The following is a 14816-nucleotide window of genomic DNA, read 5'->3' on the forward strand; positions in this document are numbered from 1 at the left end:
AGTAATTTAAGTAAGTAAAGGAGAAAAGGAGGTCTCGTGCAGCTTGCGTTGCGGCCCGTGGTGGTGGAAGGCGAAACATTGCCAGCCAGACAAGGCCGTCTCTTGCACTTTGCGCCAATGTGTGGGCCCTCTCCTCGCAGATGGGCAGAGGGAGTCATCATGCCACTGGTAATTCCCCCGCATTTCCGCCATATACAGCTCGAAAACACTGACGGACATACCAGCATGAGCAATACGGTCGAATTCGCGCGGATGAACGGGCTTGGCAACAAGATCCTGGTTGTCGACATGCGTGGCCGGAAAGATGTGGTGACAGCGGCGGCGGCGATTGCGCTGAATGCCGATCCGGCCACTGAGTTCGATCAGATCATGGCGATCCACGACCCGAAGGCGCAAGGCACCGACGCCTGGATCGATATTCTGAATTCCGATGGCACCAAGGCGCAGGCCTGCGGCAATGGTACGCGCTGCGTCGTGCAGGCGCTGGCCGCCGAGACCGGCAAGAAGATATTCACCTTCCAAACGGTCGCCGGCATTCTGAATGCCGTCGAGCACGAGGACGGCACGATTTCGGTCGATATGGGTAAGCCGGTCTTCGCCTGGGACAAGATCCCGCTCGCCGAGGAATTCGCCGATACGCGCCGTATCGAGCTGCAGATCGGGCCGATCGACAATCCTGTCCTGCATTCGCCTTCGGCCATGTCGATGGGCAATCCGCATGCGATCTTCTGGGTCGACAAGGACCCGATGTCTTACGATCTCGCCCGCTTTGGACCGCTGCTCGAAAACCATCCGATGTTTCCCGAGCGCGCCAATATCACCTTGGCGCAGGTGCTTTCGCCGACCACGCTGCGCACGCGCACCTGGGAGCGCGGCGCGGGGCTGACGCTTGCTTGCGGCTCGGCCGCCTGTTCGGCCGCCGTCAGTTCGGCGCGCACCGGCCGCACCGGCCGCAAGGTGACGATCGACGTCGCCTCTGCTCCTGCGCCGAGCCAGCTCACCATCGAATGGCGGGAAAGTGACGATCACGTCGTCATGACCGGTCCGGCGGAATGGGAATGGTCTGGTGTCGTCGATCCCGTAACGGGGAGCTGGGCACGCGATCAGGAGCAGGGGGCTCAGGCGCGGTGAGCGGGGTCGAGGTCATCACCTTCGGCTGCCGTCTCAACACCTATGAATCCGAAGTGATGAGGTCGCAGGCGGAAGCCGCGGGGCTCAATAATGCCATCCTGGTCAATACCTGCGCCGTCACCGGCGAGGCCGTGCGACAGGCGCGCCAGGCGATCCGCCGCGCGCGGCGCGACAATCCGCATGCTCGCATCATCGTCACCGGCTGCGCCGCGCAGACAGAAAAACATGCTTTCGCCGAAATGGCTGAAGTGGATGCCGTGCTCGGCAACGAGGAGAAGCTGACGAGTGCTTCCTATCGTTCCCTGCCGGATTTCGGCGTTTCAGCCGAAGAGAAGCTGCGCGTCAACGACATCATGAGCGTGCGCGCGACCGCGCCGCAGATGATCAGGCATATCGACGGGCACGTACGCGCCTTCATTCAGGTACAGAACGGTTGCGACCATCGCTGCACCTTCTGCATCATCCCCTATGGCCGCGGCAATTCGCGATCCGTGCCGATGGGTGCGGTGGTGAGCCAAGCGCGCAATCTCGTCGAAAGCGGTTACCGCGAGATCGTTCTGACCGGCGTCGATGCCACCAGTTACGGCGCCGACCTGCCGGGAACGCCGACGCTCGGCCTCTTGGCAAAGACGCTGCTGAAGCAGGTTCCCGAGATCCGCCGCCTGCGGCTATCCTCGATCGACAGCATCGAGGCCGACCAACATCTGATGGATCTGATCGCCGACGAGCCGCGCTTCATGCCGCATCTGCATCTGTCGCTGCAGCATGGCGACGACATGATCCTGAAGCGGATGAAGCGGCGGCATTCACGCGCCGATGCTATCCGTTTTATCGAGGATGCTCGCCGTCTTCGGTCGGAGATGAGCTTTGGCGCCGATATGATCGCCGGTTTTCCGACCGAAACGGACGCGATGTTCGAAAACGCCGTCAGTCTGGCGGAAGAGGTTGGCATTGCGCATCTGCATGTCTTTCCCTACAGCCCGCGTCCCGGTACGCCGGCCGCTCGGATGCCGCAGCTCGACCGCGCGTTGATCAAGCAACGCGCTGCACGGCTGCGCTTGGCTGGACAAAAGCTGCATCAGTCCCATCTCGACTCCATGGTCGGCACGCGGCAATGGCTGCTTGTGGAGAATAACGGGCTGGCGCATACGGAAAACTTCACGCTTGTCGCAGCCCCAAGCCTCAGGCCGCGCGACCTTGTGCAGGTGGCGATCACCGGCCACAATGGCAAGCATCTCGACATGCAACTTGCGGCCGCCGACGCGGCCTGATCCTACTCGCTCACGGAATTTTCATGGCGCTCAATTTCATCAAAAAAGTCTTCACCTTCGGCCGCGAAAAGCCGACGGAAGAACAGGCGCCCGTCGAGGATTCGACGAAGGTTGAAACGCCCGTTCCGGAGCAAGAGGCGCCTGCTGCGGAGCCTTCCGTTCATTCCGAGTTTGTCGAGCCTGCGTCACCCCCCTCTGTCCCTTCGGGACATCTCCCCCTCAAGGGGGGAGATCGTTTGGAGAGTGATGCGCCTTCCGAACAAGACGAGCGGGCCGATACGCAAGCAGAAGACGACTTGCGCATTTCGTTGAATGCTCAGGTGATCGAGGCTGAGAAAGCTGCTACGGCAGAGTATCCTGTGGCGACTGAAGTTGGTGATGAGTCTGACGAGACCGCCTCCGAAACGATCTCCCCCCTTAAGGGAGAGATGTCCAATAGGACGGAGGGGGGTGACGCAGGCTCGACAAACTCGGAGTTCTCGTCGGAAAGCACAGAATCTCCAACAGACTCGCAACCTCCATCGGAAAACACCGAATCCCCCATCCTCCCTAAAGGCTTCTCCACCGCCGCGCCCGCTCCAGCTCCCATTCCGGAAGCCCCCAAGCAGAAGCTTTCGTGGTTCCAGCGCCTCCGCGCCGGTCTTGCGCGCACTTCGTCACAGCTCTCTGGCCAGATCACGGCGCTTTTCACCAAGCGCAAGCTGGACGATCAGACGCTGCAGGATTTGGAGGATCTGTTGATCCAGGCCGATCTTGGCGTCGAGACCGCCATGCGGGTCACCGATACGCTGGCTTCGGAACGCTACGGCAAGGATGTGACCGGCGAGGATGTCAGCCGGATCATGGCGCAGGAAATCGCCAAGGTGCTGAAGCCGGTCGCCAAGCCATTGCAGCTCGATCTCGGTCATAAGCCGCATGTCATCCTGATCGTCGGCGTTAACGGCACCGGCAAGACGACGACGATCGGCAAGCTGGCGGCGAAGCTTTCTGGTGCGGGCTTGAAGGTCATGGTGGCCGCCGGCGATACGTTCCGCGCCGCGGCCATCGAGCAGTTGAAGATCTGGGCCGACCGCACCAAGTCGGAATTCATCGGCACCAAGCTCGGCGCCGATGCCGCCGGTCTTGCCTTCGATGCCTTCCAGCAGGCCAAGGCCAACAAGAGCGACGTGCTGATCATCGACACCGCCGGCCGCCTGCAGAACAAGGCGGAGCTGATGGCGGAGCTGGAAAAGATCGTCCGCGTGCTCGGCAAGCTCGATCCCGACGCGCCGCATACCGTTCTGCAAACGCTGGATGCGACCACCGGCCAGAATGCGTTGAATCAGGTGGAAATCTTCCGCAATGTCGCAGGGGTCAACGGCCTGATCATGACCAAGCTCGACGGTACGGCGCGCGGCGGTATCCTCGTAGCCATCTCGGCCAAGCACAAGCTGCCGGTCTATTTCATCGGCGTCGGCGAGGGTGTAGACGATCTCGAGCCGTTCGAGGCTGAGGATTTTGCCCATGCCATCGCCGGGATCGGTCAATGAACGACAAGACCAAATTCGATGACAGTGCCAAATCCGATGACAGTGAGAGTGCCGCAATGACGACCAGCGACAGTGATCTGACCCCAAGTGCTGCCGACAAGCATCATCCGCTGCTGAAGCTGGTGCTGGAACTCGGGCCGCTGCTCGTCTTCTTCTTCGGCAATCTGCGTGGCGACTGGCTGGTGCAGCATTTCCCGGCGCTCTCGGCGCTGGGCGGTCCGCTCTTCGTCGCAACCGCCCTGTTCATGGCGGCGACTGTGACCTCGCTCGTCGTCTCGAAGATCATGCTCGGCCATCTGCCGCTGATGCCATTCGTCTCCGGCATCGTCGTCGTCACCTTCGGCGCGCTCGGCATCTATCTGCAGAACGAGACCTTCATCAAGATGAAGCCGACCATCATCAACGCCCTGTTCGGCGTGGTGCTGCTCGGCGGGCTCGCCTTCGGCAGATCGCTGCTCGGCTATGTCTTCAATGCTGCCTTCCAGTTGGATAGCGAAGGCTGGCGCAAGCTCACACTGCGCTGGGGCATCTTCTTCCTGTTTCTCGCCGTGCTTAACGAAGTCGTCTGGCGTGGATCGAACTGGTACTATCTGCCCGATGTGAAAGCCGCGGATAATCTCTGGGTGCTCTTCAAGGTCTGGGGCACGATGCCGATCACCATCATCTTCACCTTGTCGCAGATGCCGCTGATCATGAAGCACACGGTCAATCCGCCGGCGGAAACCGAAGAATGACGACGCTTACGGACGCCGAAAATCGCTATCGGCAGCAAAGCTTCTGGTTCATTGCCTGCGCGATGGTCCTGCTAGTCCAGATCGTTGCGGAATATATGATGGGCCGGGTGCCGATCTGCACCTGCGGCTATGTCAAGCTCTTCGAACCCGTCGTGAAATCCAGCGGCAATTCGCAGCATATCGCCGACTGGTATACGCCGTCGCACATCATTCACGGCTTCCTGTTCTTCGGGCTGACGCATCTAATCATGCGCCGCAAGCCGCTGTCGATGCGCCTGTTCGTCGCCATGTTGATCGAATCCGGCTGGGAGCTGCTCGAGAACTCGCCGATCATCATCAACCGCTACCGCACGGCGACGATCTCGCTCGACTATTTCGGCGACAGCATCCTGAACTCGGCGATGGACGCGGTGTTCATGGTCGTCGGCTTCCTGTTCGCATGGCGCGCGCCGGTGGCGCTGACCATCGTGATCGCCATCTTCTTCGAGCTGCTCACCGGCTGGCTGATCCGCGACAATCTCACGCTGAACATCATCATGCTGGTCTGGCCGATCGATGCGATCAAGACCTGGCAGGGTGGGCTTTAAGAGAACTTTGAACCCGTGGCCACCTCGTGGTTCGAGGCCCTATTGCCTGCGCCAAGGCTTCGGCAACAGAGCACCTCACCATGAGGTGGAGTGCCTCTTGCGCAGGGCGGCGAAGATCAGCCCTCCTGGTGAGGTGCGGAAGTGCCCTGAGCCTGCCGAAGGGGGGCTGGAGCCTCGAACCACGAGGGCGGGTGGTTATCGCTGTCGTCGTTTCTCGACGCGGGCGCGGCGTTTAAGACGCAGATTTCCCCTGAGCTTTCTCTATCGCCGGATACAGCCCCTCTTTGAGGCTGTTCGCGGTAAACGGCCCGACCTGCTTGTAGAGGATCGTGCCGTCGGGGCCGACGAGGTAGGATTCGGGAATACCGTAGACGCCCCAGTCGATCGCGGCCGAACCGTTCGGATCGATGCCGATGGCGCTATAGGGATTGCCGAGTTCGCCGAGGAAACGCAGGGCGTTTTCGCTCGTATCCTTGTAGTTGATGGCGACGATGTTCAGCCGGCCGTCTTTGGCGAGTTGCTTCAAGACAGGGTGTTCTTCACGGCAGGGAAGGCACCAGGAGGCGAAGACGTTGACGAGCGTCAGCTTGCCTTTGATGGCATCGTCGGTCAGCGCCGGCAGATTGGAGCCCTCGAGCGGTGTCAACGCCAGGGTCGGAGCTTTCGTGCCGATCAGGGCCGAGGGGATGGCGGAAATATCGGTGCCGTGGACTTCCTGGTCGTACATCACCTTGCCGACGGCAAGGGCAATGCAGGCAAAGACGATCAGTGGAATGAGCGCCAGCAGGTAGCGACCGGTATTGCCGGACTTCGGCTTGTTGCCTTCTTCAGTTCCCAGGCTCATTTCGTCTTGCTTTCCGGGGTGCGCTGTGACCGGCGGCGGATGCCGGAGGCTTCGAGCGCCGCGATTTCCTTGCGCCGCAAATGTCCGTCGATCCATGTCCAGGCGATGACGGCGATGATCATGGCGGCGGTAAAACCATAGGAGCCGTAGACGTAGAAAGGATGCGTCATGCTATTCCTCCCGGGCGGCCATGCGGGCGGCGAGACGACGCTGCGCGGCGATGCGGCGACGCCAAATCTCGTTGCGGATCGCCATCAAATGCAGCGTGAAGAACAGCAGCGTGAAGGCAAGCGCCATGACGAAGAGCGGCCACAGGAATTGTGCATCGATGGTCGGGCCATCCAGGCGCATGATGCTTTCGGACTGATGCAGCGTGTTCCACCAGTCGACCGAGAACTTGATGATCGGAATGTTGATGAAGCCGACGAGGACCAGCACGGCGCTGACGCGCGCTGCCTTCGACGGATCGTCCATGGCGCGATTGAGCGCAATCAGCCCGAGATACATCAGGAAGAGGATGAAGACCGAAGTGAGCCGGGCATCCCAGACCCAATAGGTGCCCCACATCGGTTTGCCCCAGAGCGAGCCGGTGACGAGGGCGACGAGGGTAAAGGCGGCGCCGAGTGGTGCTGCGGCCTTGGCGGAGACATCGGCCAGCGGATGGCGCCAGACCAGCGTACCGATCGCCGACATGCTCATGATCGTATAGCACATCATCGACAGCCATGCGGCCGGCACGTGGATATACATGATGCGGACGGTATCGCCCTGCTGGTAGTCGCCTTCGGTCGAAAAGGCGAGATAGAGGCCGATCGCGAAGAGCACGGCTGATATGGCCGCCAACCAGGGAATAAGACGCGCCGAAAGCGCCAGGAACCGTGTCGGGTTGGCGAGGTCGGAAAATCGGCTGATCGCGGGGCTGATATCGCTCATGTCGCCTGTTTAAACCGATATCGCTTTTACGGCAATCGATCGCATTGTCTCAGGCCTATCAATCCGTCGTGTTGCGCAAGGCGAGAGCTGCTGCGGCCGGGCCGAGCACGGCAAAGAACAGGGTAAGTGCAATCAGGATCAGGAAGGGCGGCAGGAAGGGCTGCGGACCTTCGACCACGGCATAGGTGGCGCTGACGCCGAAGATCAGCACGGGAATGGTCAGCGGTAGCACCAGGATCGATACCAGCAGTCCGCCACGCGGCAAGGCAACGGCAACGGCGGCGCCGACCGCGCCGATGAAGGTGATAGCCGGCGAGCCGACAAGCAAAGTCAGCGCCGTCGCGCCGATCGCCATCTCGTTCATGTTCATGAAGAGGCCGAGCAACGGCGAGGCGATGACCAGCGGCAGGCCGGTCGCCGTCCAATGTGCGGCGCATTTGGTGAGCACGGTCAGCACCAGCGGCGTTTCCTGCATGACCAGCAGATCGAGCGATCCGTCATCGCGTTCGGCCTGAAACAGGCGGTCGAGACCGAGCAGGGCGGACAGAAGCGCGCCGATCCAGACGATGGCCGGACCGATGCGCGACAAAAGCTTCAAGTCGGGGCCGACGCCGAAGGGAATGACGGCGACGACGGTCAGAAAGAAGAGGATGCCGATGAGCGCGCCACCGCCGGCGCGGACTGAAAGTTTTAAGTCTCGGAGGAAGAGGGCGGTCATGGGGATATCCTGCCGTGGTGAGGGGGGTATCGCAGGTTCGGCAGACTCTGCATTGTCGAACTCATCCCCACACCCCTTCGCTCACTCCGGCAAACCCCGTCATCCGCATTTCCTGCACATTCTCCAAGCCCAGAGGTTGATGCGTTGCGGCAAGGATAATGCCGCCATTCTTCTGATGGGCTGTGATGAGCTGCGCAAGCAGCCGGTCTGCTGCCGCGTCCAATGCTGCCGTCGGTTCATCGAGGATCCAGATCGGGCGATAGGCGACCAGCAGTTTTGCGAAGGCTATTCGGCGTTGCTGGCCGGCGGAGAGATAGCCGAAGGGCAGGTGGGTGATGCCGGCAAGGCCGACGGCATCGGCCGCTTCATCGACATCCACACCGAAGCCGCCTGGCATGTCGTCCAGGAAGGTTTTCCAGAAGGACAGATTTTCGGCCACGGTGAGCTCGGATTTCATCGCATTGCGATGGCCGAGATAGTGGCTGGCCTCGTATGCCGGGCGGTCTGATTCGCCCTTGGAATCGGTGAAAACGACGCGGCCTTTTTCCTGCTTTAAGAGGCCCGCGACAACACGCAGAAGCGTCGATTTTCCTGAGCCGTTGCGGCCTGTCAGGATCAGGGCCTCGCCATTGCTCAAGCTAAAGGAAACATTTACGAAAATCAGGTCTTCACCCCGCCTTGCCGCCAGGTTTTCAGCGCTTAGATGCATCTGCTCAGGCTTTCCCCGTTTTCGTTATCGCAGCGCGCAAAAAATTGTCCGAATTTGCGCTTTGCCACTCTGGCAAGTCTTTACGAAATTATCTATAAGACCCGCAACCACGCCAGCGGTCGGCGTGAATTTCATCCTTGCGCCGAACATAAGGTTTTCTGCCTTACGTGCGGACAGCGGAAATGGCCGTACCCGCATCCTGATGTGCATAAAGTGCATAGGCGTTCGCACGACTGTGTTGGCTATCAGAAACGGGGTATCTCGTGTCTAAATCTCTTGACAGTTTCAATTGTCGTTCCACGCTGTCCGTGAACGGGAAAGACTACGTCTATTTCAGCCTGCCCAAGGCTGAGGCCAATGGTCTGCCTGGCGTTTCCAAGCTGCCCTATTCGATGAAGGTGCTGCTGGAAAACCTGCTGCGCTTCGAAGACGGGCAGTCGGTCACCAAGGAACATATCCTTGCCGTCGCCGAATGGCTGACCAACAAGGGTACCGTCGAGAACGAAATCGCCTATCGCCCGGCGCGCGTGCTGATGCAGGACTTCACCGGCGTTCCGGCCGTTGTCGACCTTGCTGCCATGCGCGACGCGATGGTGTCGCTCGGCGGCGATCCGGAAAAGATCAACCCGCTGGTTCCCGTCGATCTCGTCATCGACCACTCTGTCATCGTCGATGAATTCGGCACGCCGCAGGCTTTTGCCAAGAACGTCGAGCTGGAATATCAGCGTAACGGCGAGCGCTACCGCTTCCTGAAGTGGGGTCAGCAGGCATTCCAGAACTTCCGCGTCGTTCCTCCCGGCACCGGCATCTGTCACCAAGTGAACCTCGAATATCTTGGCCAGACTGTCTGGACGAAGGAAGAGGACGGCGAAACAATCGCTTATCCCGACACCTGCGTCGGCACCGACTCGCACACGACCATGATCAACGGTCTCGGCGTTCTCGGCTGGGGCGTTGGCGGTATCGAAGCTGAAGCTGCGATGCTCGGCCAGCCCGTCTCCATGCTGCTGCCGGAAGTCATCGGCTTCAAGCTCACCGGCAAGCTCAAGGAAGGCGTCACCGCGACCGACCTCGTGCTGACCGTCGTGCAGATGCTGCGCAAGAAGGGCGTCGTTTCCAAGTTCGTCGAATTCTTCGGCCCCGGCCTCGACAACATGCCGCTCGCCGACCGCGCGACCATCGGCAACATGGGTCCGGAATACGGCGCGACCTGCGGCTTCTTCCCGGTCGATAAGGAAACGTTGAACTATCTCAACATGTCCGGTCGTGCGAAGGATCGTATCGCGCTCGTCGAAGCCTATTCGAAGGCTCAGGGCATGTGGCGCGACAATGATGGTTCCGACCTCGTCTTCACCGACACGCTGGAACTCGACCTCAACGATGTCGTGCCGTCGATGGCCGGTCCGAAGCGCCCGGAAGGCCGTATCGCGCTGGAAAACATCGCGTCCGGTTTCGCCACATCGATGGACACCGAATACAAGAAGCCCGGCCAGCTCTCCAACCGCTATGCGGTCGAAGGCACGGATTTCGATATCGGCCATGGTGACGTCGCAATCGCCGCCATCACCTCCTGCACCAACACCTCCAACCCGTCGGTGCTGATCGCTGCCGGCCTTCTCGCCCGCAACGCCGTTGCCAAGGGCCTGAAGAGCAAGCCGTGGGTCAAGACCTCGCTAGCACCGGGATCGCAGGTTGTCGGCGAATACCTCGCCAAGTCCGGCCTGCAGGCCGATCTCGACAAGCTCGGCTTCAACCTGGTCGGCTTCGGCTGCACCACCTGCATCGGCAACTCCGGCCCGCTGCCGGCGCCGATCTCGAAGACGATCAACGACAAGGGCCTGATCGTTTCCGGCGTTCTCTCCGGCAACCGTAACTTCGAAGGCCGCATTTCGCCTGATGTCCAGGCGAACTACCTGGCGTCCCCGCCGCTCGTCGTCGCCTATGCGCTCGCCGGCACGGTGCAGCTCGACCTGACGAAGGAGCCGATCGGCGAAGACCAGAACGGCAAGCCGGTCTACCTCAAGGACATCTGGCCGACCTCGCAGGAAGTGCAGGAATTCATCCTGAAGTACGTCACCCGCGAACTCTACGAAACCAAGTACGCCGACGTCTTCAAAGGCGATGCCAACTGGCAGGCCGTGCAGGTTCCTCCGGGCCAGACCTATGCCTGGGACGACAACTCGACCTATGTGCAGAACCCGCCTTATTTCGTGGGCATGGGCAAGACCGGCGCCGGCGTTTCCGACATCAAGGGCGCCCGCGTTCTCGGCCTCTTCGGCGACAAGATCACCACCGACCACATTTCTCCGGCCGGTTCGATCAAGGCTGCCTCGCCGGCCGGTTCCTACCTCATCGGTCATGGCGTCGGCGTTGCCGACTTCAACCAGTACGGCACGCGCCGCGGCAACCATGAAGTCATGATGCGCGGTACCTTTGCCAACATCCGCATCCGCAACCATATGCTCGGCCCGAACGGCAAGGAAGGTGGCTACACCATCCACTATCCGTCCAAGGAAGAGACGTCGATCTACGATGCGGCCATGCAGTACAAGGCCGAGGGCGTTCCGCTCGTCATCTTCGCAGGTGTCGAGTACGGCAACGGCTCGTCGCGTGACTGGGCAGCCAAGGGCACGAACCTGCTCGGCGTGCGCGCCGTCGTCGCCCAGTCGTTCGAGCGTATCCATCGCTCGAACCTGGTCGGCATGGGCGTCATCCCCTTCGTCTTCGAGGACGGCACCACCTGGGCAAGCCTCGGCCTGAAGGGTGACGAACTCGTGACGATCGAGGGCCTGGAACACATCAAGCCACGCGAGCGCAAGATCGCCAAGATCACCTATGGCGACGGCTCCGTGAAGGACGTTCCGATCATCTGCCGCATCGATACGCTGGATGAAGTGACCTACGTCAACAATGGCGGCATCCTGCAGACCGTTCTGCGCGATCTCGCGGCCTGATTGGCATTAAAACTGCCTATACACGCCGCCGGAGCATAGCTCTCCGGCGGCGTCTTGTTTTTCACGCCGATGTGTACGACGCTAACGTCTCCGGGCCTTCGTCTCACCCCTTCGTGACTTTGCGTCATCGTGCTTAGCTATTATCTCTTGTTTCAGATTTATCAGGCTTGATGAGGCCTTACGGACATCCTGAAAAGCGCGACGCGGTTTCGGGGTTCGTGCCAGCACAAGGCCTTCAAGGTCTGAGAAAGAGGTATAACGGCATGCGCTTACGGTTTTTGGTTCCACTTCTAGCAGGCATCGCGCTCGCAAGTTCGCTGCATGCGGAGGAGCTTGCCAAAATCAAGGGCGTTGTCGAACTCTTCACGTCCCAGGGCTGCGCCTCCTGTCCGCCGGCCGATGCTGCGTTTCAGAAGCTGATCCGCCAGGGCGATGTCGTCGCACTCGCCTATCACGTCGATTATTGGAATTATCTCGGCTGGAACGACACGATGGCGTCCAAGGACAATACGGCTCGGCAATATGCCTATGCCCGCACCCTCGGCCGCAGCGGGGTCTATACGCCGCAGGCGATCATCAATGGCCGCGACCATCTGAACGGTGCCGATCTAAACGCCATCAATTTCAAGCTCGATGACTTCCAGCGCCAGGGCAAGGGCCTAACGGTCCCGGTCAGTGCCGCCATGAAGGGCGACGAACTGGAGATCAAGATTGGCGCTGGCCAGGGCAAGGCTAATGTCGTCGTTGCCTATTTCGACAGGGAGCAGCAGGTTGCTCCGAAGGCCGGCGAAAACAATGGCCAGGAAATCACCTATCTGCACGCGGTTTCGGACGTCGAAACCGTTGGCATGTGGGACGGCAAGGCCATGAATGTCGTGCTGCCCGCCAATGTATTGGACAAAGCCGGTCGGCGCGGCCTGGCGGTTCTATTGCAGTCCTCGACGCCATCGGGCGACCCGGCGGCGATCATCGGCGCGACGGTCTTGACGATCGGGACCGACGGCTGATCTGCATTTTCCGACGTCAGTCGAAAAGGTCCCAATTTCGGCTTTTGCCGAAAGTTCTCTATTTTGGCTGGCACCAAAAAGAGGGAGTGCCCGGCGAGGGCGCATTCGGGGCTGGGGTTCGGTCGATACGCCCCGGCCGGGCTCGGTTTAGCGCGGCGGCGCCAAACCGGGCCCTATAGTTCCGGTAAATGGGGCGTCGTTTTGACTGAAATGCGGCGCCGCCAAGATGCGTCCTTTCAAGCGCAAGAAATTGTGAGTAGCTCTTGGTCTTGCAATTTAATGTGGCTGAGGCAAACTGTCATCTTCTTGTCATGACGCAACCCCTGGGGGATTGATGACTGATCAGCCGGAATTGCGACACGGCGAAAGCCGTTCCGTCGACACCACTTCTTCCGTCGTCGTTGATCTCAGAGAATACAAACAGAGCAAGGACCCGCTGCCGGTGACCTTCCATCGCAGGGAGCTGGACGCCATCCTATGGATCTACGGCCGCATGGTCGGCGAAGGCGAATGGCGTGACTACGCCATCGACCATCTCAGGGAAAAGGCGGTTTTCTCGGTCTTCAAGCGCGCAGGCGAGCTGCCTCTCTTCCGCATCGAGAAAAACCCCAAGCTGGCCGCTAAGCAGGGCGCGTTTGCCGTAATCAATACCAACGGCATGATCCTGAAGCGTGGCCACGACCTGAACCAGGTGCTGAAGGTTTTCGATAAGCAGCTCAAGCTGGTGGAGAAGTAGCGTTGTTCCTTCTCCCCTCGGGGAGAAGGTAAAGGCGATACTACCCCCCAAACAAAGTCCCCGGATAGACCGATGGATCGGGGTCGGTTTCTACACCCTCGCCCAGCGCCTTTTGCATCAGCATCGTGTCCAGCCAGCGGCCGTGCTTGTAGCCGGTGCCTTTCAACAGGCCCGTCTCCGTAAAACCGGCGGCGCGGTGGAGGGCGACGGAGGCTGGGTGGGCGCCGCCGATGACGGCGATCATTTGGCGGAAGCCGAGGGTCTGGCAGTTTTCCACCAGAGCTGCCAGCAGCGCTTTGCCGATGCCGCGGCCGCGCGCTTCAGGCGCGAGATAGATCGAATCCTCCACCATCCAGCGATAGGCCGGCCGCGTGCGGAACGCGGAAGCGTAGGCATAGCCCAAGAAGGCGCCGTCTTCGCCTTCTGCGGCGATATAGGGGTAGCCTTTGTCGCGGATACCCTGGAAGCGGCCAGCCATTTCCTCTTCGCCCGGCGGGGTGATCTCATAGCTTGCCGTGCCGTTCAAAACGGAGTCGCGGTAGATGGCGGTGATAAAGGGAAGGTCGGCGGAGGTGGCGTTGCGAAGGCGGAAGGACATCTGCGTTTATTGCCTGATCTGCGATTCCAAAACGCAGATATAAAGCCGCGTGTGAAGCTGCAAGGCAAACAAAAAAGGCGGCCGGAGCCGCCTTTTCGAACGATCATTCATGTCGCAGCAATTATTTGCGGTTGCCCATGAATTGCAGCAGGAACATGAACAGGTTGATGAAGTCCAGGTAAAGCGTCAGCGCGCCCATGATCGCCTTGCGGCCAGCAACGGCAACGTCGTCGGCTTCATAGTACATTTCCTTGATCCGCTGCGTATCCCAGGCGGTCAGGCCTGCGAAGATCAGCACGCCGATCGCCGAGATGGCGAACTGCAGGGCGGACGAATGCAGGAAAATGTTGACGAGCATGGCGATGATCAGGCCGAAAAGACCCATCATCATGAACGAGCCCATCGCGGACAGGTTACGCTTCGTCGTGTAGCCGAACAGCGACAGCGCGCCGAAGGAGGCGGCGGTCACGAAGAAGGTCTGCACGACGCTCTGGCCGGTGTAGATGATGAAGATCGACGACAGCGACAGGCCCACCAACGCGGCATAGACCCAGAAGGTCGTCGTCGCGGCGGCAACGCTCATACTATTGATCCTGAAGCTCAGGAAGAACACCATCGCCAAGGGAGCGAGGATGACGACCCAACGCAGCGGGCTCAGATAGATCGCCTGACCGAAAGTTGTGAGCTGCCCGTCAGCGAAGGCGAGGGTGAATGCGAAATAGGCGGCCAAACCCGTGATCGCCAGACCCAGCGCCATCAGGTTATAGACCTTGAGCATGTAGGCTCGAAGGCCCTCATCTATCATCGCACCGGTCTGCGCACCGCTCTGGGGCGCCCGGTTTTGGTAATTGCGGAAGTCAGCCATGTTTTCCTCTTTCAAGCTCCGATGTGAGTAGCGTGTCGGGCACTTTGTCCCAGGCGCCGCTGCGGAGCTCCAGCATGCCTGCACAGAATATGAGGCTTTCACGCCCTATGCACAAGGGCTAAGCGGGGGCGGCAGGGTTAAATCGGCGTAATATCGAGCAATTTCGGGATGCTCGGTTAACGTCCAAGCATCTTGGCAGC

The 14816-nt window shown here is 60.3% G+C and carries 15 protein-coding genes; 8 read left to right on the forward strand and 7 right to left on the reverse strand.

Annotation, left to right across the window (positions count from 1 at the left end; translation table 11 throughout):
* The first annotated feature begins 225 nt into the window (after positions 1–225).
* From dapF to GGD50_RS12665, 5 genes are read left to right on the forward strand one after another with little or no spacing between them, the layout of a single operon-like run.
* Complete coding sequence (gene dapF, locus GGD50_RS12645) at positions 226–1131, forward strand: diaminopimelate epimerase (protein WP_107109643.1); 906 nt, start codon at positions 226–228, stop codon at positions 1129–1131.
* Positions 1128–2402 (forward strand): tRNA (N(6)-L-threonylcarbamoyladenosine(37)-C(2))-methylthiotransferase MtaB, encoded by a 1275-nt coding sequence (gene mtaB, locus GGD50_RS12650; RefSeq protein ID WP_107109642.1) that lies wholly within the window; start codon positions 1128–1130, stop codon positions 2400–2402. The genes dapF and mtaB overlap by 4 nt, the downstream gene beginning before the upstream one ends.
* A gap of 23 nt (positions 2403–2425) precedes the next feature.
* Complete coding sequence (gene ftsY / locus GGD50_RS12655) at positions 2426–3931, forward strand: signal recognition particle-docking protein FtsY (RefSeq protein WP_107109641.1); 1506 nt, start codon at positions 2426–2428, stop codon at positions 3929–3931.
* Positions 3932–3987: 56 nt separating this feature from the next.
* Positions 3988–4665, forward strand: a complete 678-nt coding sequence (locus GGD50_RS12660) for a septation protein A (RefSeq protein ID WP_245407533.1) — start codon at positions 3988–3990, stop codon at positions 4663–4665.
* Entirely contained in the window at positions 4662–5252 is a 591-nt protein-coding gene (locus GGD50_RS12665; protein ID WP_107109639.1) for a DUF2585 domain-containing protein, read from the forward strand. Before GGD50_RS12660 ends, GGD50_RS12665 begins: the two co-directional genes overlap by 4 nt.
* Before the next feature lie 232 nt (positions 5253–5484).
* Here GGD50_RS12665 and GGD50_RS12670 read toward each other — a convergent pair whose 3' ends face one another.
* From GGD50_RS12670 to ccmA, 5 genes are all read right to left on the reverse strand, one after another.
* Positions 5485–6096 (reverse strand): DsbE family thiol:disulfide interchange protein, encoded by a 612-nt coding sequence (locus GGD50_RS12670; RefSeq protein ID WP_107109638.1) that lies wholly within the window; start codon positions 6094–6096, stop codon positions 5485–5487.
* On the reverse strand, positions 6093–6266 hold the full coding sequence (gene ccmD, locus GGD50_RS12675) for a heme exporter protein CcmD (RefSeq protein ID WP_107109637.1): 174 nt from the start codon (positions 6264–6266) through the stop codon (positions 6093–6095). Before ccmD ends, GGD50_RS12670 begins: the two co-directional genes overlap by 4 nt.
* 1 nt (position 6267) lies before the next feature.
* The gene (locus GGD50_RS12680) at positions 6268–7029 is read right to left on the reverse strand and encodes a heme ABC transporter permease (RefSeq protein WP_107109636.1); all 762 of its coding nucleotides are present in this window, start codon (positions 7027–7029) and stop codon (positions 6268–6270) included.
* A 58-nt stretch (positions 7030–7087) separates the two neighbouring features.
* Positions 7088–7747 carry a heme exporter protein CcmB gene (ccmB, locus tag GGD50_RS12685; protein WP_107109635.1) on the reverse strand — a complete coding sequence of 220 codons (660 nt, stop codon included), beginning with the start codon at positions 7745–7747 and terminating at the stop codon, positions 7088–7090.
* A 61-nt stretch (positions 7748–7808) separates the two neighbouring features.
* Positions 7809–8456: a heme ABC exporter ATP-binding protein CcmA gene (gene ccmA, locus GGD50_RS12690; protein WP_107109634.1), complete on the reverse strand. Its 648-nt coding sequence runs from the start codon at positions 8454–8456 to the stop codon at positions 7809–7811.
* Positions 8457–8719: 263 nt separating this feature from the next.
* Here ccmA and acnA point away from each other — a divergent pair, with 263 nt between their 5' ends.
* From acnA to GGD50_RS12705, 3 genes are all read left to right on the forward strand, one after another.
* Complete coding sequence (acnA, locus tag GGD50_RS12695) at positions 8720–11410, forward strand: aconitate hydratase AcnA (protein WP_107109633.1); 2691 nt, start codon at positions 8720–8722, stop codon at positions 11408–11410.
* 263 nt (positions 11411–11673) lie between these two features.
* Positions 11674–12417 (forward strand): DUF1223 domain-containing protein, encoded by a 744-nt coding sequence (locus GGD50_RS12700; protein ID WP_107109632.1) that lies wholly within the window; start codon positions 11674–11676, stop codon positions 12415–12417.
* 334 nt (positions 12418–12751) lie between these two features.
* Positions 12752–13153, forward strand: coding sequence for a DUF2794 domain-containing protein (locus GGD50_RS12705; RefSeq protein ID WP_107109631.1), 402 nt, complete (start codon positions 12752–12754; stop codon positions 13151–13153).
* A 40-nt stretch (positions 13154–13193) separates the two neighbouring features.
* Here GGD50_RS12705 and GGD50_RS12710 read toward each other — a convergent pair whose 3' ends face one another.
* Together GGD50_RS12710 and GGD50_RS12715 are read right to left on the reverse strand one after the other, a co-directional pair.
* Complete coding sequence (locus GGD50_RS12710; protein ID WP_107109630.1) at positions 13194–13751, reverse strand: GNAT family N-acetyltransferase; 558 nt, start codon at positions 13749–13751, stop codon at positions 13194–13196.
* Positions 13752–13872: 121 nt separating this feature from the next.
* The gene (locus GGD50_RS12715; protein ID WP_107109629.1) at positions 13873–14616 is read right to left on the reverse strand and encodes a Bax inhibitor-1/YccA family protein; all 744 of its coding nucleotides are present in this window, start codon (positions 14614–14616) and stop codon (positions 13873–13875) included.
* Positions 14617–14816 lie beyond the last annotated feature (200 nt).

It is taken from the genome of Martinezella paranaensis (assembly GCF_014200235.1).
In the GTDB taxonomy this organism is placed as follows: Bacteria; Pseudomonadota; Alphaproteobacteria; order Rhizobiales; family Rhizobiaceae; genus Rhizobium; species Rhizobium paranaense.

Coding starts and splice junctions, on each gene's coding strand:
- dapF (WP_107109643.1), top strand. CDS start 226: ATGAGCAATACGGTCGAATTCGCGCGGATGAACGGGCTTGGCAACAAG.
- ftsY (WP_107109641.1), top strand. CDS start 2,426: ATGGCGCTCAATTTCATCAAAAAAGTCTTCACCTTCGGCCGCGAAAAG.
- GGD50_RS12660 (WP_245407533.1), top strand. CDS start 3,988: ATGACGACCAGCGACAGTGATCTGACCCCAAGTGCTGCCGACAAGCAT.
- GGD50_RS12665 (WP_107109639.1), top strand. CDS start 4,662: ATGACGACGCTTACGGACGCCGAAAATCGCTATCGGCAGCAAAGCTTC.
- GGD50_RS12670 (WP_107109638.1), bottom strand. CDS start 6,096: ATGAGCCTGGGAACTGAAGAAGGCAACAAGCCGAAGTCCGGCAATACC.
- ccmD (WP_107109637.1), bottom strand. CDS start 6,266: ATGACGCATCCTTTCTACGTCTACGGCTCCTATGGTTTTACCGCCGCC.
- GGD50_RS12680 (WP_107109636.1), bottom strand. CDS start 7,029: ATGAGCGATATCAGCCCCGCGATCAGCCGATTTTCCGACCTCGCCAAC.
- ccmB (WP_107109635.1), bottom strand. CDS start 7,747: ATGACCGCCCTCTTCCTCCGAGACTTAAAACTTTCAGTCCGCGCCGGC.
- ccmA (WP_107109634.1), bottom strand. CDS start 8,456: ATGCATCTAAGCGCTGAAAACCTGGCGGCAAGGCGGGGTGAAGACCTG.
- GGD50_RS12700 (WP_107109632.1), top strand. CDS start 11,674: ATGCGCTTACGGTTTTTGGTTCCACTTCTAGCAGGCATCGCGCTCGCA.
- GGD50_RS12705 (WP_107109631.1), top strand. CDS start 12,752: ATGACTGATCAGCCGGAATTGCGACACGGCGAAAGCCGTTCCGTCGAC.
- GGD50_RS12710 (WP_107109630.1), bottom strand. CDS start 13,751: ATGTCCTTCCGCCTTCGCAACGCCACCTCCGCCGACCTTCCCTTTATC.
- GGD50_RS12715 (WP_107109629.1), bottom strand. CDS start 14,616: ATGGCTGACTTCCGCAATTACCAAAACCGGGCGCCCCAGAGCGGTGCG.